The following is a 20,414-nucleotide window of genomic DNA, read 5'->3' on the forward strand; positions in this document are numbered from 1 at the left end:
TCACACTTACGCAGGCAGTTATCTGAAACGAGCTGAGTGATTCATGGCGTCCGGGCGAGCAAAATAGGCGCGCTGCTTTTCGCGCGAATACATGGGCAACGCGATGCCAACGCTCATGCCGACCGCAAAGCGAACGCCCTCAGGCGCTGGCGTCACCTTCTGAAAACAAACTGAAAGCGGCTCATCCGTCACTCACCAACGACGGCACGTGGTTTGCTTAAGCCTTGCGCTTACGCCGAACCGTTGGCGTGAATAGAAGAAAGTTCAAGAGCAAGAGATTCCTATTCTGTCGACCTGCGACCTGGGGAGTGGCCGAACGTCTCAGCCATTCCGCGTTTCAATGAGTGAGAGAGGGCCTGATGCCAGATCAAGATGCGCGACCTGACCATGACGGAGACAAAGCCGGGGACGATTCAAATCACGGTGAGCGAAAAAACGATAGCGACAAAAAGAGCGGCGACGGCAAATCTAACGGCGAGTCTAACGGCAAGCCCGATGACAAATCGAACGGGCAAAAGAAAGGCCCGGGCAAAACGCCGCTGATCATCCTGGCCATCGTCGTGGTGCTCCTGATCCTGGGTGGGTTGATCTGGTGGTTCGCCACCCGCAATCAGGTCAGTACCGACGACGCCTACACCGACGGCGATGCCGTGACGATCGCGCCGAAGGTCTCGGGCTATGTCGTCGTCATGAACCTGGGCGACAACAAGTTCGTCCACAAGGGTGATCTGCTGATCAAGATCGATCCTCGCGACTACCAGGCTCAACTGGACCAGGCGAACGCGCAACTCGGGCTGGCGAAGGCCCAACTCAATGCCGCTCAAGTGCAACTGGATATCGCCCGCGTGCAATTTCCCGCGCAGCTGACCCAGGCGAAGGCTCAGGAACAGAGCGCGCAAGCAAACCTGGTGCAGACCCGCGCGGCGTACGAACGTCAACGCGCGGTCGATGTCCGCGCGACATCGCAGCAAAACATCGACACGGCGACCGCTCAGCAAAAGAGCGCGCTCGCCAACGTCGCGCAAGCGCAGGCGCAAGTGAAAACTGCGAGCCTCGTGCCGCAGCAAATCAGCCAGGCGCAAGCCACGGTGGAGGAACGCCGGCAGGATGTACACCAGGCCGAGGCGCAGGTGGAAGCGGCGGCGCTGAACCTGTCTTACACGGAACTGCGAGCGCCCGCGGACGGCTGGGTCACCAAACGCAACGTGCAGTACGGCACGTTCCTGCAGGCCGGCACCTCGATATTTTCGCTGGTGACGACCACGGTCTGGGTCACCGCCAACTTCAAGGAGTCGCAGCTCGAGCGCATGCGCCCAGGGGACTCGGTGGACGTCTCCGTCGATGCTTATCCGAACCTGAAGCTGCACGGTCACGTGGATAGTATCCAGCTCGGCAGCGGCTCGCGCTTTTCGGCTTTCCCTGCCGAGAACGCGACGGGCAACTTCGTGAAGATCGTGCAGCGCGTGCCGGTGAAGATTCTTATCGATAGCGGATTGCAGCCCGATCTTCCGCTGCCGCTCGGACTCTCCGTGGTTCCGAAGGTGACGTTGAAATGAGCGATCATGCCGGCTGGAAACCGAGCTCCAATCCCTGGCTGATTGCGGTCGTGGTCACGCTCGCGGCATTCATGGAAGTGCTCGACACGACCATTGTGAACGTCGCGTTGCCCCATATTTCGGGCGCGATGTCCGCGAGTTACGACGAAGCCACCTGGACGCTGACCGCGTATCTTGTCTCGAACGGCATCGTGCTGCCGATCTCCGCGTTTTTCTCGAAACTGCTGGGACGTAAGCGCTATTTCCTGATTTGCATCGGCGCGTTCACGGTCTGTTCGCTGTTGTGCGGCCTCGCCACCGACCTGTGGCAACTGATCGTATTCCGGATCTTGCAAGGTTTCTTCGGCGGCGGCTTGCAACCAAACCAGCAGTCCATCATCCTCGATACCTTCCCGCCCGAGCAGCGCAGCCGCGCGTTCTCCATCTCGGCCGTGGCGATCGTCGTGGCGCCGGTGATCGGCCCGACGCTCGGCGGCTGGATCACCGACAACCTCACGTGGCGCTGGGTGTTCCTGATCAACGTGCCGATCGGCGTGATTACGACCATTGCCGTGATGGAGTTCGTGGAAGATCCGCCTTGGGAGAAGAAAAAGGATCGTAAGGAACTGGGCCTCGATTTCATCGGTATAGGCTTGATTGCGCTGGGTCTGGGCTGCCTGCAGGTGTTCCTCGATCGCGGCGAGGACGACGACTGGTTCAAGTCCGGTTTCATCACGACCTTCGCCATTCTCTCGGCAGTCGGCATAGTCGGCGCAATTTTCTGGCTGCTCTACGCCAAAAAGCCGGTGGTCGACCTGCGCGTATTGAAGGACAAGAATTTCGCGCTGGGCTCGGTATGCATGGTGGGTTTTGCAGCCATCCTCTATGGCAGCGCGGTGCTCGTGCCTCAGCTTGCCCAGCAGCAACTGGGTTACACCGCGACGCTCGCGGGCCTCGTGTTGTCTCCCGGCGCAATGATGATCGTGGCCATCATTCCTGTGGTCAGCAAGCTGATGCCGATCATACAAACCCGCTACCTGGTCGGCTTCGGTTTTTTCCTGATGGCGTGCGCGTTGTTTTACACGCATCACCTGGTGCCGGACATCGACTTCAAGACGCTGACGATCATGCGAAGTTCGCAATCCATCGCCATTGCGTTCCTGTTCGTACCGATCACCACGCTGGCGTATCTGACGTTGAAGGCATCGGAGAATGCGGACGCATCCGCGTTGTTCACTATGTTTCGCAACGTGGCGGGATCGATTGGAATTTCACTTGCGACCGCCGCGATCGTCGAGCGCACGCAGGCGAACATGGCGCATTTGTCCGTGCACATGACGCCGTTCAACCAGAACTACAACGACTCAATACAGCGTCTTACGCACACGCTGATGGACATGGGCCAGACCCTGCAGCAGGCCATGACCAGCGCGACCGGACTGATGTACAAGGAGTACATTTCTCAGTCCACGATCCTTGCCTACCTCGACGTCTTCGGCGCGGTGGCGATCTTCGCGTTGTGTTTCGTGCCGATCACATTTTTCTTTTCGCCGGTGAAAGCATCGGGTGGCGGGGGAGGGCATTGAGATGCGTAAAAACATACGCTTGATCCCCTTGCTGCTTTCGATGCTCGCCGGCGCGTGCTCAGTCGGTCCAAACTTTACGCCGCCCGACGCGAAAGCCCCGGACAACTGGAACGATTTGCAGCGCGCGCAGAATCCGCCTGACGACGTGCGCTTTCCCCATGCGAGCGTGCCAGCGCTGGCGGACACCCATGCAGACCCTGATCCTCGCTGGTGGCGCCAGTTCAACGACGCCACGCTGGACTCGCTGATCGAGCGCGCGGCGGCGGGCAATCTGGATTTGCAGAGCGCGGTGCTGCGCATCGAGGCGGCGCGCGAACAGGCCGTGGTATCGGGAGCGCAGGGGTTGCCGCAACTCAGCGCGAACGCGAGCTATAAGCGCGAGCAACTGGGCCTGAAGGGCTTGCTGCAATCGCAGGGCGTGTATGACAAGGTCAACGCGCTCGGGGCCAACAGTGCGAGCGCGACGGGCGCCCTGAATTCCCTGACGGCGCCGGTGAGCCTCTTCCAGGATGGCTTCGATGCGTCATGGGAACTCGATCTGTTCGGGCGTGTGCGTCGCTCGGTGGAATCGGCGAATGCGCAGACAGAGTCGGCGATAGAAAATCGTAACGACGCCTTGGTCTCGCTTGAAGCGGAGGTTGCGCAAACTTATTCGCAACTGCGCGGGGCGCAGCTACTCAAGCAGATCACGCTCGCCGAGATCGATTCGGAGCAGCGGATCCTGGACCTGACGCGTGAGCAGGCGCGTGTGGGGCTGACGAGCCAGAGCGATGTGGAGAGTGCGACAGCGCAGGTAGGGTCGTTGCAAGCCCAGCTACCGCAATTCGATGCCCAGATCGCCCAGGCGATGAATGGCCTTGCTGTATTGACGGGCAGCGCGCCCGGGGCGCTGGATGCGGAGCTGGAGGCGCCGGGAGCCGTTCCGCCGGTGCCCCCAAGCGTGCCGATTGGTTTGCCTTCCACATTGGCGCGGCGGCGTCCTGACATTCGCCGCGCGGAGAGTGATTTGCACGCGGCCACCGCTGAGATCGGCGTGGCAGTGGCGCAGATGTACCCGGATGTATCGTTGACGGGGAATGTGGGTACGCGGGCAACGCAGGCCAAATATCTCGCGCGCTGGTCAAGTCTCTTCTGGACGGTGGGCCCGAGTATCTCGCTGCCGATTTTCGAAGGCGGCGCGCTGCGGGCGAACGTGCGCATAGCGAAGGCGCAGGCGGGCGAAGCGGCGCTGCAATATCGCTCGACGGTGCTGAAGGCGCTACAGGACGTCGATAACGCCCTGGTGTCCTACCGGACGGATCAAGACCGCCGGGAGGCGCTGACGCGCACGGTAGAGGCTAACCGGATCAGTTTGCAGCTTGCGACCGATAGCTACAGGAAAGGCCTCGTGAGTTTCATCAGCGTCCTGGATGCCGAACGGCAGTTGGCCGGGACGCGGCAACAACTGGCGCAATCGACGGTGAGCGTGACGACGGACCTGATCGCTGTCTATAAGGCGCTGGGAGGCGGATGGCAGCCGGCTGACGGTTGAAGATGGAAGAGACCTGCCGTTTGAAACGCCACCGACCCTGCAGGCAGTCACCGATGCGAACCACCTCCCTTCGCACCAAAATCGGGCATTCCCTATCCCGATCAACCACCGCGGCTCACCCGTGCGCACTTATTTGAAGCAAACTCCTACCTAACCCGCCAAAACAATGAGTAAAAACAAGTAGTGGAAAAAATGGCACGCCTGTTGCTTAATTGTAGATACTAAAACTACCGAAGCGTCGGACAGGCGTGGCCCAGCTTGGAGAGAAGTATCGAGCCGGCATTTCCACGCACAGGCGGCACTAGGCCGCGATTAAAAAGGACGCAAGATGCAGATCTACGACGAAATGCGTCACGAGGAAACCGTGCGGGCGCACTACGCACGTTTCTCCCGGTGGCTTTCCACGCAAAGCCCCGAAACCATCGCGCGCAAGCGCGCGGAAGCCGACCTGCTGTTCCGGCGTGTGGGCATCACGTTTGCCGTGAACGGCGATCTGTCGGGCACCGAACGCCTGATTCCCTTCGACATGATTCCGCGGATCATCCCCGGCGACGAATGGCGCAAGCTTGAAGCAGGCCTGCGACAGCGGGTACGTGCGCTGAACATGTTCATCCGCGACGTCTATCACGATCAGGACATCGTCCGGGCAGGCAAGATTCCCGCCGAACAGGTGTACACGAACGCGCAATATCGCCCCGAGATGCAAGGCGTCTCCGTGCCGCTCGACGTCTACGCGCACGTCGCCGGCGTGGACGTGGTGCGCGCGGGTGACGCGGGCGAGTTCTACGTCCTCGAAGACAATCTCCGGGTGCCGTCGGGCGTGTCGTACATGCTCGAAAACCGCAAGATGATGATGCGGCTCTTTCCCGAATTGTTCGTGCAGAACCGCATCGCGCCGGTCGCGCACTATCCGGACCTGCTGCTCGAAACATTGCGCTCGATCGCGCCGGCCGGGGTGGACGACCCCAACGTGGTGGTGCTGACGCCCGGCATGTACAACTCGGCGTACTTCGAGCACTCGTTCCTCGCGCAGCAAATGGGCGTGGAACTGGTGGAGGGCAAGGATCTCTTCGTCGATGAAAACTACGTGTTCATGCGCACGACGCAGGGGCCGAAACGCGTCGACGTGATCTACCGGCGCCTCGACGATGACTTCATGGACCCGCTCGCGTTCCGCACGGACTCGGCGCTCGGCGTGCCGGGCTTGCTGACGTCGTATCGCGCGGGCCGCGTGGCGTTGGCCAACGCGATGGGCACGGGAATCGCGGACGATAAATCCATCTATCCGTTCGTCCCGGACATGATCGAGTTCTACCTCGGTGAAACGCCGATCCTGAACAACGTGCCGACGTTCCAGTGCCGCAAGCCTGACGATCTCGCCTACACGCTCGCGCATCTTCCCGAGCTGGTCGTGAAGGAGGTTCACGGCGCGGGCGGCTACGGCATGCTGGTCGGGCCGGCATCGACGAAAGCTGAAATCGAGGCGTTCCGCGAGCGCCTGATCGCGCGGCCGGACGGTTATATCGCCCAGCCCACCCTGGCGCTCTCCGCATGCCCGACCTTCGTGGAGTCGGGTATTGCGCCGCGCCATATCGACTTGCGGCCGTTCGTGCTGTCGGGTAAAGAAGTGACGATGGCCGCCGGCGGCCTGACTCGCGTGGCGTTGAAGGAGGGTTCTCTCGTCGTGAATTCGTCGCAGGGCGGCGGCACGAAAGACACCTGGATGGTGGACTAAGCATCCACCGGGATTGTTCGTACGGGCGCACCCAAGCGCTGCGCCCGCGCGCGCCACACAACAACGGAACGCCATCATGATGCTAAGCCGCACAGCCGATCACCTTTTCTGGATGGCTCGCTACATGGAGCGTGCGGAAAACACCGCCCGCATGCTCGATATCAACCTGAAGGGCATGCTGCTGCCGCAGACGCCGGATCAAGCCGCGCGTGCACAACGCTCGGTGCTGCGCATTTCGGAGCTCGAATTCAGGTTCGAGGAGCGTTACCCGGGCTCGGACTCGCGCGAGGACATGTTGCACTTCATGGTCGCCGATACCGGCAATCCGTCGAGCATCATTTCCTGCCTGCACGCAGCCCGCGAAAACGCGCGAGCGGTGCGCGGGACCCTGACCACGGAAGCGTGGGAGACCATCAATTTCACCTGGCTCGAATTCGGCGAGAAACTCGCCGCCGGCGAGCTCAAGAAGAGCCCGGACATGCTGTTCGAATGGGTCAAGTACCGTTCGAACCTGTGTCGCGGCGTGATGGTCGGCACCGCGCTTCAGGACGACGCCTTCTGGTTCATCCAGCTCGGCATGTACCTGGAACGCGCGGACAACACGGCGCGGATCCTGGACGTGCGTTTCGCCGATGCCGAACCGAACTCACGCGAAGCCGCGCGTCAGCTGGAGGACTTCTACTACTGGACCTCCATCCTGAGTTCGGTGTCCGCGCTGGAGATCTACCGGAAGGTGTATCGCGATGTAGTGACGCCGTCGCGGGTTGTCGAGTTGCTGATCCTCAACTCGCAGATGCCGCGCTCGCTGCTGGCGTCGCTGGACGGGGTTTGCGCGACGCTCGACAAGCTGCGCACGAGCGGCTCGAACGAGTGTGAACGCTTCGCCGGCAAGTTGCGCGCGGACGTGCTCTACATGGATATCCGCCAGATCCTCGAAACCGGAGTGCACGCCTATCTGACGCAATTCCTGAAACGGGTCGATGAGCTCGGTGTTCGCGTGATGCGCACCTTCCTCATGTTGCCTCTCGCCTGAACGCATCCGTCCTGGGAACTATCATGCTTCTGACCATTCGTCATCACACGAGCTACCGCTACGCCGTCCCCGTGCAGTACTCCATCCAGCAACTGCGCATGACGCCCGCGAACGGGTCGGCGCAGATGGTGCGGCGCTGGAATATCGATACCGTGGGCAAGCTCGACGTCACCCGCGACGCTTACGCCAACACGTTGCATACGCTGGTGCTGACGAAACCGCATATGGAGATCCATCTTTCCGTGACCGGCCAGGTGGAGACCACGTTACTCGATGGCGGCCGCCTCAACGACGGCCCCGGCCGGATTCCGCTCCAGCACTACACCTGCACGACCGCGCTGACCGAGCCGGACGCGGCGGTCCGCGAGCTGGCGAACTCGGTGCCCAAGCTCGATTCGCCGTCGGCGCTGCTTGCGCTGGCGGAAAATATTGAAGCAAAGGTGCAGTTCAAGGCGGGCGTAACCGAGGTCACGAGCACCGCCGCGCAGGCGCTGCAACTCGGCAACGGCGTGTGCCAGGATCACGCTCACCTCATGCTGGCGTGCTGCCGCGCCCGGGGCCTGCCGGCGCGCTACGTGAGCGGCTATATCGATCCGGGCGATGTCCCGCATGCCGCGAGCCACGCGTGGGTGGATGTATGGCTCGACGACGGCTGGGTGTCGGTCGACGTCACGCACGCGGCGTTCGCCAGCGGCCGGTACTGCCGCCTCGCGGTCGCACGTGACTATGAAGCGGCCGCGCCCGTACGCGGCTCGCGCGTGGGCGGCAAGGAAGAACGCATGAGCGTGGACGTCTCGGTGCAGGCCTCGGCCGACCAGTGATTGCCTGCGTACTTGGTGCGCTATGTGTTGCGCCAGCGCATTTGTCAGATGCCATGACATTCAAGCCGCGCCCCTCATCTGCCGATAACAACTAAAGGTGAGGCGGCGCGGTGTTCTTTGCCTCACCTTGACCTGATATGGCCTCATGTGAGCGCGTGCGGCGCGTTTTCCGGGCGAGCGTGTCTGGCCACGATCATCGCGAGCATCGCAATCAGCCCGATCCGGGCGATTACCCGATTACAATACGAATTTGCTTCTTTCAGGAATTGGACGCATGACTTATTGCGTGGCAATGCGCGTCGACGAGGGACTGGTGTTCCTGGCTGACACCCGCACGAACGCCGGGGTCGACCATGTGAGCGCGGCTCGCAAGATGGCGGTCTTCGAACAGCCCGGTGACCGCGTCCTTGTGCTCCTCGCGGCGGGTAATCTCGCGCTGACGCAGGCGGTCATGCAATTGCTGTCGGAACCGGCGCCCGAAGACAAAACCACGCTGTATAACGTTGCCACCATGGTGGAAGCGGCACGGCTGGTGGGCGATGCAGTGCGCGAGGTACATCGGCGGGATGCGGCCACGCTCGCGGAATTCAGCGTCGACTTCAATTGCAGCTTTATTCTCGGCGGCCAGATCCGCGGCGCGAATACGCGCCTGTTCATGATCTATTCGGCCGGCAACTTCGTGGAGTCGTCGCAGGTCAGCCCGTATTTCCAGATCGGTGAATCGAAGTACGGCAAGCCGATCATCGATCGCGTTGTCACCCCGTCCACACCGCTGGACGAAGTCGCGAAATGTGCGCTCGTATCCATGGACTCCACGCTGCGCTCCAATTTATCAGTGGGATTGCCGCTCGATCTGCTCGTGTATGAGAAGGACGCGTTGCAGGTCACGCGGTTCTCGACCATCGATAACGACAACCAGTATTTTCAGATGATTCATCGCACGTGGGGTGAACGGCTGCGGCAGATTTTCGGGGAAATCCCGAATCCGACCTGGGCCGATCCCGCCAATGTGCCGCTGAAGGCGCGCGAAACGGTATCGAACGTACCGCGCGTGAGCGGCAGCGACCTGCGTGCGGAACCCGATACGTCAGCCCCGCCGTTTCAGACGCTGATGCAGCCGGCAAGCGGGCAAGGGCAGCATTGAATCGGACAGGAGCAGGAGAGGCGGTTTAAAAGCGCGTGGTCGATGCTCTGCCCACACAGCTAGCCTGAACAAGAACGGCCCGATCGACTTAAGTCGATCAGGCCGTTCTTGTTTTTGGCTTCAGTTTTGGCCTGCCGGTCACCGTGCATCGGCGGTCAATACCTCACGCGCATAAAAAAACAGCCATCGGTGAAGCCGATGGCTGTTTTTGAACCGCAGTCGAAATCGGCGCGCTGTGCAGTGAAACGCTACGCGCCGGGTCCGGCTTTAGAACTTGTGACGAATACCAACGATGACCATTTCTTGCGTGCTCGTGCCGGCGAAGCCGAACGAACCGATCGATGCTTGCGCTGCCTGATCTACGCGAACCGTCTGGCCAGCAGCGTTCGTGGTGAACGTAGCTTGCGTGCCGCTTGCGTGCTGGTAAGCGCCAAGAGCGTAGAAGTCCGTGCGCTTGGACAGCGTGTAGTCCGCACCGATACCGACTTGATGGTACTTGGCAGCCGTGTCGCCACTTGCTTTCTCGTACGTGTAGCCGGTGCCGATCAAGAGAGCCGGCGTCAGCTGGTAGTTCGCGAACAAGCTGCCGATGTTGTAGGTTTCCGTCGACGTGAATGCCGAGAAACCATCCGGACGGTACTTCGCATTGCTGTACGAACCGCCGAACGTTACCGGGCCGATAGCGTACTGAGCTGCTGCACGAGCGATGCCGATCGAGTGAGCCGATGCGTAGCCGCTGTTGATCGGGCTGTCGAAGATCGAATCCGACGACGGGCTGTTCCAGGCTGTAGCCGAACGGCCTGCAGTCGGGTTGCTCGTGTAGTAGTAACCGGCAGCCAAGCCCAACGGGCCGTTGTTATACGCAACTGCACCGCTCCACGTCTGGCCTTGACCCGTCGTGCCTGCGCCGTTGCTGAAACCATACATGCCTTCGAATTGCAGGCCGGCGTAGTTCGGCGAAACGTACTTCACGGCGTTATTCACACGCGAGCTGTTGTCGTAGTTGTCGACGTCGCCCGGCGTACCGACGATGGACGCCCAGTAGTTGTCACCCGTGATGCCTTGCACCATGTCGACGAGCGGATCGTATTGACGACCGAGCGTGACCGTACCGAGCTTGTCAGACGTCAAACCGACGAATGCCTGACGGCCGAATTCGCGACCGCCCTGGTTCAGCTTGCCCGTGTTGACGTCAAAGCCGTTTTCCAATTGGAAAATTGCCTTCAAACCGCCGCCCAGATCTTCCTGGCCTTTCAGGCCCCAGCGGTCACCGGACAGCGTGCCGCTATTCGTGCCGATCTGCTTCTCGTTGCCGTTCGCGTTGTGGACATAAATCAGACCAGTATCGATCACGCCATACAGGGTCACGCTGTTTTGCGCATGAGCCACGCCAGCTGTGCCGAGCAGTGCCAGCGAAAGGGAAGTCAATGCGAAACGTTTCATCAGGTTCTCCACGCGAGGATTAAATTCGTTGTTGCCGGCGCAGAGAATAACGCAGCGTTACAAAACTTAAGAACTGAAAAATTAAAACGTGTCTCGAAAAAAAGACACTTTATGGTCAACCGTTTGATGTCTTGTAAGGCAAGCCTGTCAAGGCTTTAGCTGATGATTCATCTAGTGAAAGCAGGCAGACAAAGCTGCGTTCAGAAAGTTCCTTTTAATGCAATTGATTCAACGGGAAATCAGCGATTTTTATTAGTTTTTTACTAATTGGGCGTTATAAGCGAGATAGGCCGGCGCCGTTCGCGAGGAGGTCCCTGCCGGGCAAGAAGAGCGCTGCATATGGCTCGGCGAGGGTTTACGCCGGATGGCGGCTCGGCGCGCTCAAGTTAGGACCAACGCCCTGAGCTGGACGCGTGCGTTGTGTATTACCAACATCCTCCCCATTGGAAAAGCGTCATTTTTGCCTTCGGCGCAACAAAGCCGCTGTGCCTTTCCTTCGTGACAGGTCCATGCGATTGGACGCAAGTTTCGCGCAGTCAAGCCTTTTACACGGAAAACTGCCGTGCCGCGGATCACGCCGGTTCGGAACCTAAACTTGATCCGTTCTGGATTCCGCCACCCGGTTTGGCGGGCGTCATTCGTCTATTCGTCGTTTGCAGCAGGCCGGCCGAGTTCCATTTCGTGGCCAGGTTCACAGCCGAGATCGCGGCCCGGTTCACGGCCCGGTTCACGGCCCTTTAGCAGCGCGAGCGCCAATCCTGCGCCGCCGGCCATCAATACGGCACGCCACGGATACCGTTTCACCAGGTCATTTGCTTCCAGCGCCTTTCGCCCGCAACCCAGCATGGCCTGCGCCGTCACCCGAGTCGCAGCGGTCTCCGCACGGGCGAGCTTGCGGCTCAGGGTCAGTGCGGTGCTCAGCGCCGACACCCGTTGGCGCGCCTGCTGCGTCAAATGCTGCGAGCGTTCGGTCCGCCGTTCAATGGATGCCCGCGCACGTCCCGGCACGACCGTAAAGGCTTTTGTGGACCCGGGATGGTTCGCATCTGCATCTGCATCCGCACGGCCGGCTCCGGGTAATGTCGAGCCCGCCAGCATCGAGCCGATCTTGGCGCGGCTGCCTGGTGGGACCCGGGAGCTTTGCTGGCCCCACGCACCGCGGGGATCGTGTAAACGGGCTCGCGCGGCTGAAAACTCCGCACCGAGCAGCAGGACTGCGGCCGAGAAGTACAGCCACATCAGCAGCACGGCGAGCGAGCCGGCGGCGCCGAATGAATTCGCTGTGCCGGCGTGGGTCAGGTAGAACGCAAACAGTCTTTTGCCGACGGAAAAGAGGATGGCGGCAACAAACCCGCCGACCAGTGCGTCTTGCCATTGCACGCGGCCGTCGGGGAGGAACTTCAGGAGCGCCCCGAACGCGAGCGAGAGAATCACCAGTCCGACCACCAGCTGCACAATGTCGCCGATGATCACGAAGGGCGAATTACCCCAAAGCCATGTGCCCACGGCCTGGATAGCGGTATCGAGGACTAGCGAGACGATCAGCAGGAAAGCCACGCCCAGCACCAGGCCGAACGAGATCAGCCGCACCCGCACCAGCGCGAAAACGCTGGATTTCTGCTCGCCGCTCAGCGGCCACACGAGGTTCAGCGCAGTATTGAGCGATGAAAATGTCGCCGATGCGCCCACCGACAGCAACACGAACGAGATCACGGCGGCAACGCCCGTGCCGCCGCTGCGGTGGGCATTCTCGACAATGCTCTGCACGCTCGCCGCGGCCTGATCGCCGAGCAGTCCGTTGACCTGATGGAACAACTGGCCGCGAGCGGCGTCCGCGCCGAACACCCAGCCGGCCACGGCGATGACCATGACCAGCGTTGGCGCCAAGGAAAACGCGGAGTAGAACGCGATGCTCGCAGCCATGGCGGCACAGCGATCCTCGCCAAATTTCTTGAGCGCGCCCATCACCCAGGACGCGTCCTTTTTCACCACAGCCTGAATTCTTTCGGTGGACGACGTGCTCATGGAAACCTCAACTTCGATGATGGTATTGACGATCTTGACGATTTGTAATCCGTCAGAGCACGATGCGTTCCACGGCCGGTGAGCCCGTTGGTGAGCCCGTTGGTGAGCCCGTTGGTGAGCCCGTTGGTCACATCGCAGCGTGCCGGGATTTATGAGCATCCGTCATCCGGTCGCGGCTTGGCAACCGAAACCGGGCTCATAGGCCGTTCGGATGCTTTTGGCGCGCACTTTCGTCACCAATCGTCGAGTTTGTTCTACGTAGTTTTACGTTCAGCGGCAGCGGGTTTTTCAATCGGTGCGGGAATGGGCAGGGAAATGCGCACATGGCTGGGCGAATGAAGGCCGGGAAGTCACGAGGCGGCATGCATCGCTGAGCCATTGCAGCCGTTGCCCACCGCGCCCACCCCCTCAGGCACGCATGGCGAACCCGTCGAGATAGGCGGCGGGATCTTGTCCGTCCCAGACGTGCCCGTCGAGCAGCACGTCCGCGCGAATCTCCTCCGGCACGCGAACGTCCGCCAATGCCGCGGCCTCGCGATACAGCGCGGTCTGGCTGATCGCCGCTGCAATCGCGGCATCGTCGTGAGCGCCGCTCAGCAAACCCCATCGGCGATATTGCGTCAGGAACCACAAGCCGTCGGACGGACGCGGATAGTTGACCGCGCCTTTGTCGAAGAAACTGACGGGGAGGGGAAGCGGCTGCCCGGCGAATCGTGCCACGTCATAGTCGCCGAGCAGCCGTGGCGCGATCAATTCCTGCGGAACGCCCAGCAGGTCCGGCGCTGCGAGCCATGTCGAGATGTCGGCGCGATGCGAGGGGTTGTCGAGCCAGCGGCACGCTTCGAGCATTGTCTGGACCAGCGCGCGCGCCGTATTCGGATAAAGCGCTACAAAATCGCGCCGGCTGGCAAGCACCTTTTCCGGGTGGTCCGGCCAGATCTGGCTCGAAATCGCGACGGTCCTGCCCGCGTGACGCGACTCGGCAACGGCGTTCCACGGCTCACCGACGCAGAAGCCGTCGAGCTGCCCCTCGGCCAATGCATCGGCCATTTGCGGCGGCGGGATCACGATGCTGCGAATGTCGCGCAACGGATGCACGCCGTTAGCGGCAAGCCAGTAGTACAACCACATCGCGTGCGTGCCGGTCGGAAAGGTCTGTGCGAAGACCGGAGGACGGCCGAGCGACGCGAGCGCCTCCTTCAAATTGCCGCTGCTGCTCAGCGCGTCGGCAAGCGGGTTCGACAGCGTGATGGCCTGGCCATTGCGGTTGAGCACCATCAGCACGGCCATGTCGCCTTGCGGTCCGCCAATACCGAGCTGCACGCCATACACAAGGCCATAAAGCGCGTGCGCCGCATCGATCTCGCCGGACAACAGCTTGTCGCGCACGGCCGCCCAGGACGGTTGCCGGCACAACTCCAGCGTCAGGCCATGGCTGTGGCCGAACTCGAGGATCTTGGCTACGGCGAGCGGGGCGACATCGCTCAGCGCCACGAAACCCAGGCGGATGTGGGTCTTCTCGGGTTGATCCGAGGTGCGGTTCAAAGTGGCTTTGGGCGTATTCATGTTGTACGGGCTACCCTAATAAATCGGCCATCGACACCAACTGGCGCGCAACCTCGGCAAGCTTCATGCCCTCGTCCATCGCGCGCTTGCGCAGCATGGCGTATGCCTCCGGTTCGGACATCTTGCGCCGGTCCATCAACAGGCGCTTCGCCCGGTCGATCAGCTTGCGGTCCGCGAGTTCGTTTTCAGCATCGGCGAGGCGCTTGCGAAATTGCTCCTCGCGGGCGAAACGCGCCAGCGCGACTTCAAGGATGGGTGCGAGACGCGCAGCCTCCAGGCCTTCGACAAGGTAAGCGCTCACGCCTGCACCGACCGCGGCGTGAATCAGTTGCTGGTCGGCGTCGTTGCTGAACATCAGGACCGGACGTGGCGCGGTCTCGTTCATCACCGCAAGTTGTTCGAGCGTATCGCGTGAAGGCGATTCGGTATCGATGATGACCACATCCGGGCGCTGTTCCTCCACCACCTTGGGCAATGCCGCGGGGGTCGCCACCTCGGCCAGCATGTCGTAGCCCAGGCGTGCGAGTGCCTGGCGAAGATCGCCAATGGGTTTGTCGGTGTCGGTGACGAGCAGTACACGAAGCATGGATCAGGCGCCGGGATAGCTCATGCCGCGGCGCGAGCGCCGGTTTCGTTGTTAGCTAACCAATCTACCGCTTCGCCAATCGCATTGCCAACTAGGATCACGGCGGGGCTTTCCAGGCCTTCCTTCACGGCGTCGATAGCCATGCGATCCAGCGTCCCAAGCCAGCGCCGCTCGGATGCTGTCCCAGCCCATTGAACCACTGCGGCGGGGGTGGCCGCCGGCATCGCCGAGAGCAATGCATGGCAGAGGCTTTCGATGCGCGTCATGCCCATGTAGATCGCGAGCGTCGTGCCGGTTGCCGCGAGGGCGGCCCAGTTGGGTTCGCCATGATCCTGCTTGTGCGCCGTGACGAAGGTCACTCCCTGGCAATGTTCGCGATGCGTCAGCGATATCCCCAGACTCGCCGCTGCCGCAAAGCCCGACGAGATGCCGTTGATGATCTCCACCGGAATCTGCGCATGCCTCAGTGCGCTGAGTTCTTCGCCCGCGCGTCCGAACAGCAGGGCGTCGCCGCCCTTCACGCGGACCACGTGCAGTCCTTTCAGCGCGTAACGTTGCATCAGCCGCTGGATGAACGCTTGCGGCGTCGACTTGCAGCCGCCGCGCTTGCCGACCCGGATCACGCGCGCTTGTGGTGCAAGCGACATGATCTCGGGATTGGCGAGATCGTCCAGCAACACGACGTCCGCCAGCGCCAATGCCTTGGCGGCCTTAATCGTGAGCAAGTCCAGATCGCCTGGACCGGCGCTAAGCAGGGTGACCTTGCCTGTTGTCATCGTGATGTCCTTTTGGCGGTCTGGGAAAAGGTAACGGCCGCCGCGTTGCATAAAAATTCGAAGCCAAGGAATTGACCGCATCGGTCGCGCATCGCACAGATCAATTGACCTTCCGGCGCTGCGGCAACACTGCGCTCCAATGAAAAACGGCGTCCGCTCGTGCTCTTGCACGAAGGGACGCCGTTGTCCTGAGTCGCCGGTGCGTAGTCGATACTGCCGGCGTTTGAATCAATAAGAGTGTGATAGCCAAGCGCCCGACATCGTTGCCGCGCGCAACCAGACATAGGCAATATCCAGGCCAGACGAGTGTGGTTTTAGCGCGCTCGGCGACTGACCATGCGAACAGCAAAGCTGTGCGTCGCGCGAAGCCTCGTTCCTCATGCGTGTCCGCAAGAACGAACCTTTCCTCAACCTTCTCGTGCGGATCGGAAGGACCAGCCACGCTGCCGATTCGCCCGCACGCGGACAGTGCTGCATCGCACCGCGAGTGTGCGGCGCTGCATCAAAATGCATCGCGGGTAATCGGCGGAAAACCGGCTGCCGCTCGCAAACGCCCGCCATATATAGAGAAGCCGTTCATGGCATAGCCCTTGCGTTTAGAGCGTGCATGGATCAACGACGGTCCAGTTTCATTGCAAGGTTTCAGCGGTAGCCCATGACGGGCTTATTGGACAACGGCGTCCCCTGAACTCAGTCATCGGCTGGGTTTGCGGGACGCCTTTTTGTTTTCTGGAAAGACAATGGCAGACAAAGCAACCCGGATCGATCTCTTCAGCTTGCGCACCGTGCCCATGCGTGCCTTCCACCTCACGTGGATGGCGTTCTTCGTCTGCTTCTTTGCGTGGTTCGCCTGTGCGCCGTTGATGCCGTTGATCAAGCGCGAATTCGGACTGTCCATCGATCAGGTTGCCAATATCAACATTGCCGCGGTTGCCGCGACGATCCTGGTGCGGCTCATCATTGGCCCGATGTGCGACCGCTACGGTCCGCGCAAGGTCTATACGGCACTCCTGATCATTGGCGCATTCCCCGTGTTCGGCGCCGCGCTCTCGGGCGGCTACACAAGCTTTCTGCTGTGCCGTCTGGGCATTGGCGCAGTGGGAGCGAGCTTCGTTATTACGCAGTACCACACATCGATGATGTTCGCGCCGAACGTGGTCGGCACGGCCAACGCGACGAGCGCCGGCTGGGGTAATGCGGGGGCCGGCGCGGCGCAAATGCTGGTGCCCTTGCTGCTCGCAGGCATGCTTGCGCTCGGCGCCGCAGATGCATCCGCATGGCGTCTCGCGCTGGTGGTTCCCGGGCTCGCCATGCCGGTAATGGCCTGGTTCTACTGGCGCTTCACGCAGGACTGCCCGCAAGGCAACTTCACGCAGTTGCGCAAGCAGGGCGTCACCATCGATGGCGGCAAGAAGGGCGGCTGGGCAAGCTTTCGCGCTGCCTGCGCGAACTACCGGGTGTGGATGCTGTTCGTCACCTATGCGGCTTGCTTTGGCGTTGAAGTGTTCATCCATAACATCGCCGCGATCTATTACGTCGATCACTTTCATCTGTCGCTGAAAGCCGCCGGCGTCGCCGCCGGCAGCTTTGGACTGCTCGCCCTGTTTGCCCGCGCACTTGGTGGCTGGCTCTCGGATAAAGCGGCGGCACGGCGTGGCCTGGAGATTCGTTCGACCTTGCTGTTCGTGCTGATCGCGGGTGAAGGCCTCGGGCTGCTCTGGTTCTCGCATGCGGATAGCGCGGCGCTCGCCGTGGTCGCCATGCTGAGCTTCGGACTCTTCACGCACATGGCGTGTGGCGCGACCTACGCGCTCGTGCCGTTCATCGATCGAAAGGCGCTGGGCGGCGTGGCGGGAATCATCGGCGCGGGTGGCAACGTGGGTGCAGTTGCGGCCGGCTTCCTGATGAAGGGCTTTGGCAACGTCCAGGAGACGCTCTCCATGCTCGGCGTGTTGGTCACGGTGTCCGCGTTATGCGCACTTGCGGTGCGCTTTAGTTCCGAGCACAAGGCGCAGGAAGCGGTGCTGCGTGCAGATGCATTGGGTGCCAACAAAAGCATTGCTAATTGAGAGCGTCCTGATCATGAAAATCGTCGTCATCGGCCATGGCATGGTCGGCCACAAACTCCTCGAATGCCTTGCCGAAAACGCAGCGCACGGGCTCGATATCACCGTGCTCTGCGAAGAACCGCGGCCGGCTTACGACCGAGTGCATCTGTCGGAATTCTTCTCGGGCAAATCGGCGCAGGACCTGTCGCTGGTCGAGCCGGGATTCTTCGAGCGCGAGAGCGTGCGGCTTGAACTCAATGCGAAGGCGGTGTCGATCGATCGCGCGGCGCGTACCGTGACGGTGTCGACCGGCGAGGTGCTGGCGTACGACAAACTGGTGCTTGCTACCGGGTCTTATCCGTTCGTGCCACCGGTTGCGGGCAATGATCGTCGCGACTGCTTCGTGTACCGCACCATTGAAGACCTCGAAGCCATGAAGGAATGCGGCGCGCGCTCGAAGACAGGCACGGTCGTAGGCGGTGGACTGCTGGGACTTGAATGCGCGAAGGCGTTGCGCGACCTGGGCTTGCAGACGCACGTGGTCGAGTTCGCGCCGCGCCTGATGGCCGTGCAAGTCGACGACAGCGGCGCACGTGTCCTGCGCAGCAAGATTGAAGAGCTGGGCGTGACGGTTCATACGCAGAAGAACACCGTAGCCATAGTCGATGGCGAAGACGGTACGCACCGCATGGAGTTCGCCGACGCAACCCATCTCGACACCGACATGATCGTGTTCTCCGCCGGCATCCGTCCGCGCGACGAGATTGGGCGGATCAGCGGCCTTGAAGTCGGCGCGCGCGGCGGCATTGTGATCGACGACTCTTGCCGCACCAGCGACGCCAATATCTACGCGATCGGCGAATGCGCTCTCTGGAACGGACAGATCTTCGGGCTGGTCGCGCCGGGTTATGACATGGCTCGTATCGTTGCAAAACAATTGCTGGGCGAACTCGCTGGCTTCTCCGGCGCCGACATGAGCACCAAGTTGAAGCTCATGGGCGTGGACGTGGCGAGCATTGGTGATGCTCACGGCAAGACGCCGGGCAGCCGCGCGTATCAGTTCAGCGACGAACGCAAGCAGGTCTACAAGAAACTCGTGGTGTCCGAGTGCGGCAAGTTTTTGCTCGGCGGCGTGATGGTCGGCGACGCAGCCGAATACGGCACGCTTTTGCAGATGATGCTCAACCGCATCGAGTTGCCCGAGGCGCCGGAATTCCTGATTCTCCCTTCCTCCGATGGCAACCAAAAGCCCGGCCTCGGCGTCGAGGCGCTGCCCGAAGCCGCGCAGATCTGTTCGTGCAACAACGTATCGAAAGGCCAGATTTGCGCAGCGGTGTGCGCGGGTGCAACCAGCATCGGCGAATTGAAATCCGCGACCAAGGCCGGCAGTTCGTGCGGCGGTTGCGTGGCGCTGGTCACGCAGGTGATGAAGGCCGAGATGAAGAAGCAGGGGCTTGCGGTCAACAACCACATTTGCGAGCACTTCCCGTACTCGCGTCAGGAGCTCTATCACATGGTGCGCGTCGAGCGCATCGAGACGTTTGGTGCATTGCTCGCGAAGCATGGCCGCGGTCTTGGCTGCGATATCTGCAAGCCGGCCGCCGCCGCGATTCTCGCATCGTGCTGGAACGAGTTCGTGCTGAAGAAAGAGCACGCAAGCCTGCAGGATTCCAACGACTACTACCTCGCCAACATCCAGCGCGACGGCACGTATTCCGTTGTCCCCCGGATGCCGGGTGGCGAGGTCACGCCCGACGGCTTGATCGCCGTGGGTCAAGTCGCGAAAAAGTACGGCCTCTATACCAAGGTCACAGGCGGGGCACGTGTCGACTTGTTCGGCGCACGGGTTGAACAGTTGCCGCTGATCTGGGAAGAGCTGATTGCAGCCGGCTTCGAGTCCGGGCATGCGTACGGCAAGTCGGTGCGCACCGTGAAGTCTTGCGTGGGTTCGACATGGTGCCGCTATGGCGTGGGCGATTCGGTCGGTCTCGCGATCGGCATAGAGAACCGCTACAAGGGTTTGCGCACGCCCCACAAGATCAAGTTCGGCGTCTCCGGCTGCACGCGCGAATGCGCCGAGGCGCAAGGCAAGGACATCGGCGTGATCGCGACGGAGAAGGGCTGGAACCTCTACGTATGCGGTAACGGCGGCATGAAACCGCGCCACGCCGAACTGCTCGCATCCGATCTCGACCGTGAAACGCTGATCCAGTACATCGACCGCTTCCTGATGTTCTACATCCGTACCGCGGACCGCTTGCAGCGCACCAGCGTGTGGCGTGACAACCTGGAAGGCGGGCTCGAGTACCTGATCGATGTTGTGGTGCACGACAAGCTCCAGCTTGCCGCGGAACTCGAAGCGGAGATGCAGCACGTGGTCGACACCTACGAATGCGAATGGAAAAAGGCGGTCAATGATCCTGACACGCGCAAGCGCTTCCGCCATTTTGTCAATAGCGATGAAGCCGATGCGAACGTGAGTTTCATCGAAGAGCGTGGCCAGGTTCGCCCCGCGACGCCGGCTGAACGGCAACTGAAGCGAATCGATATTCCCGTGGTTGTAGAGACGGTTTGAACTCCGTGCC

The 20,414-nt window shown here is 61.4% G+C and carries 14 protein-coding genes; 9 read left to right on the forward strand and 5 right to left on the reverse strand.

All coding sequences use genetic code 11. The features are described from left to right. Window positions 1-359: 359 nt before the first annotated feature. The 7 genes from ACSOSP_RS37405 to ACSOSP_RS37435 all read left to right on the forward strand — a co-directional run bounded on the left by ACSOSP_RS37405 (window position 360) and on the right by ACSOSP_RS37435 (window position 9,385). A complete protein-coding gene (locus ACSOSP_RS37405) occupies window positions 360-1,556 on the forward strand; it encodes an HlyD family secretion protein (protein WP_455314054.1) in 1,197 nt (398 codons plus the stop codon). Beyond that, complete coding sequence (locus ACSOSP_RS37410) at window positions 1,553-3,121, forward strand: DHA2 family efflux MFS transporter permease subunit (protein ID WP_455314055.1); 1,569 nt, start codon at window positions 1,553-1,555, stop codon at window positions 3,119-3,121. The genes ACSOSP_RS37405 and ACSOSP_RS37410 overlap by 4 nt, the downstream gene beginning before the upstream one ends. A gap of 1 nt (window position 3,122) precedes the next feature. Then, window positions 3,123-4,652, forward strand: a complete 1,530-nt coding sequence (locus ACSOSP_RS37415) for an efflux transporter outer membrane subunit (RefSeq protein ID WP_455314056.1) — start codon at window positions 3,123-3,125, stop codon at window positions 4,650-4,652. A gap of 328 nt (window positions 4,653-4,980) precedes the next feature. Then, entirely contained in the window at window positions 4,981-6,387 is a 1,407-nt protein-coding gene (locus tag ACSOSP_RS37420; RefSeq protein ID WP_455314057.1) for a circularly permuted type 2 ATP-grasp protein, read from the forward strand. Between the two features lie 79 nt (window positions 6,388-6,466). Continuing rightward, window positions 6,467-7,420 (forward strand): alpha-E domain-containing protein, encoded by a 954-nt coding sequence (locus ACSOSP_RS37425; RefSeq protein WP_455315357.1) that lies wholly within the window; start codon window positions 6,467-6,469, stop codon window positions 7,418-7,420. A gap of 23 nt (window positions 7,421-7,443) precedes the next feature. Then, on the forward strand, window positions 7,444-8,241 hold the full coding sequence (locus tag ACSOSP_RS37430; protein WP_455314058.1) for a transglutaminase family protein: 798 nt from the start codon (window positions 7,444-7,446) through the stop codon (window positions 8,239-8,241). 274 nt (window positions 8,242-8,515) lie between these two features. Next, complete coding sequence (locus ACSOSP_RS37435) at window positions 8,516-9,385, forward strand: peptidase (RefSeq protein WP_455314059.1); 870 nt, start codon at window positions 8,516-8,518, stop codon at window positions 9,383-9,385. A gap of 267 nt (window positions 9,386-9,652) precedes the next feature. Here the strand turns inward: ACSOSP_RS37435 and ACSOSP_RS37440 are convergent, their stop codons facing one another. The 5 genes from ACSOSP_RS37440 to cobA form a co-directional block, all read right to left on the reverse strand. Then, window positions 9,653-10,828: a porin gene (locus tag ACSOSP_RS37440; protein ID WP_455314060.1), complete on the reverse strand. Its 1,176-nt coding sequence runs from the start codon at window positions 10,826-10,828 to the stop codon at window positions 9,653-9,655. Window positions 10,829-11,470: 642 nt separating this feature from the next. Then, the gene (locus ACSOSP_RS37445; RefSeq protein WP_455314061.1) at window positions 11,471-12,853 is read right to left on the reverse strand and encodes a YihY/virulence factor BrkB family protein; all 1,383 of its coding nucleotides are present in this window, start codon (window positions 12,851-12,853) and stop codon (window positions 11,471-11,473) included. Between the two features lie 408 nt (window positions 12,854-13,261). Continuing rightward, a complete protein-coding gene (locus ACSOSP_RS37450; protein WP_455314062.1) occupies window positions 13,262-14,419 on the reverse strand; it encodes a CmpA/NrtA family ABC transporter substrate-binding protein in 1,158 nt (385 codons plus the stop codon). A gap of 10 nt (window positions 14,420-14,429) precedes the next feature. Continuing rightward, window positions 14,430-15,005, reverse strand: coding sequence for an ANTAR domain-containing response regulator (locus ACSOSP_RS37455; protein ID WP_455314063.1), 576 nt, complete (start codon window positions 15,003-15,005; stop codon window positions 14,430-14,432). Between the two features lie 20 nt (window positions 15,006-15,025). Continuing rightward, complete coding sequence (gene cobA, locus ACSOSP_RS37460) at window positions 15,026-15,781, reverse strand: uroporphyrinogen-III C-methyltransferase (RefSeq protein ID WP_455314064.1); 756 nt, start codon at window positions 15,779-15,781, stop codon at window positions 15,026-15,028. Between the two features lie 740 nt (window positions 15,782-16,521). Here cobA and ACSOSP_RS37465 point away from each other — a divergent pair. Beyond that, entirely contained in the window at window positions 16,522-17,850 is a 1,329-nt protein-coding gene (locus ACSOSP_RS37465) for an MFS transporter (RefSeq protein WP_455314065.1), read from the forward strand. Window positions 17,851-17,863: 13 nt separating this feature from the next. Then, window positions 17,864-20,404 carry a nitrite reductase large subunit NirB gene (nirB, locus tag ACSOSP_RS37470; protein ID WP_455314066.1) on the forward strand — a complete coding sequence of 847 codons (2,541 nt, stop codon included), beginning with the start codon at window positions 17,864-17,866 and terminating at the stop codon, window positions 20,402-20,404. Window positions 20,405-20,414 lie beyond the last annotated feature (10 nt).

Source organism: Caballeronia sp. KNU42, assembly GCF_053760385.1.

Coding starts and splice junctions, on each gene's coding strand:
- ACSOSP_RS37440 (WP_455314060.1), bottom strand. CDS start 10,828: ATGAAACGTTTCGCATTGACTTCCCTTTCGCTGGCACTGCTCGGCACA.
- nirB (WP_455314066.1), top strand. CDS start 17,864: ATGAAAATCGTCGTCATCGGCCATGGCATGGTCGGCCACAAACTCCTC.
- ACSOSP_RS37410 (WP_455314055.1), top strand. CDS start 1,553: ATGAGCGATCATGCCGGCTGGAAACCGAGCTCCAATCCCTGGCTGATT.
- ACSOSP_RS37405 (WP_455314054.1), top strand. CDS start 360: ATGCCAGATCAAGATGCGCGACCTGACCATGACGGAGACAAAGCCGGG.
- ACSOSP_RS37445 (WP_455314061.1), bottom strand. CDS start 12,853: ATGAGCACGTCGTCCACCGAAAGAATTCAGGCTGTGGTGAAAAAGGAC.
- ACSOSP_RS37430 (WP_455314058.1), top strand. CDS start 7,444: ATGCTTCTGACCATTCGTCATCACACGAGCTACCGCTACGCCGTCCCC.
- ACSOSP_RS37455 (WP_455314063.1), bottom strand. CDS start 15,005: ATGCTTCGTGTACTGCTCGTCACCGACACCGACAAACCCATTGGCGAT.
- ACSOSP_RS37415 (WP_455314056.1), top strand. CDS start 3,123: ATGCGTAAAAACATACGCTTGATCCCCTTGCTGCTTTCGATGCTCGCC.
- ACSOSP_RS37425 (WP_455315357.1), top strand. CDS start 6,467: ATGCTAAGCCGCACAGCCGATCACCTTTTCTGGATGGCTCGCTACATG.
- ACSOSP_RS37465 (WP_455314065.1), top strand. CDS start 16,522: ATGGCAGACAAAGCAACCCGGATCGATCTCTTCAGCTTGCGCACCGTG.
- ACSOSP_RS37420 (WP_455314057.1), top strand. CDS start 4,981: ATGCAGATCTACGACGAAATGCGTCACGAGGAAACCGTGCGGGCGCAC.
- ACSOSP_RS37435 (WP_455314059.1), top strand. CDS start 8,516: ATGACTTATTGCGTGGCAATGCGCGTCGACGAGGGACTGGTGTTCCTG.
- ACSOSP_RS37450 (WP_455314062.1), bottom strand. CDS start 14,419: ATGAATACGCCCAAAGCCACTTTGAACCGCACCTCGGATCAACCCGAG.
- cobA (WP_455314064.1), bottom strand. CDS start 15,781: ATGACAACAGGCAAGGTCACCCTGCTTAGCGCCGGTCCAGGCGATCTG.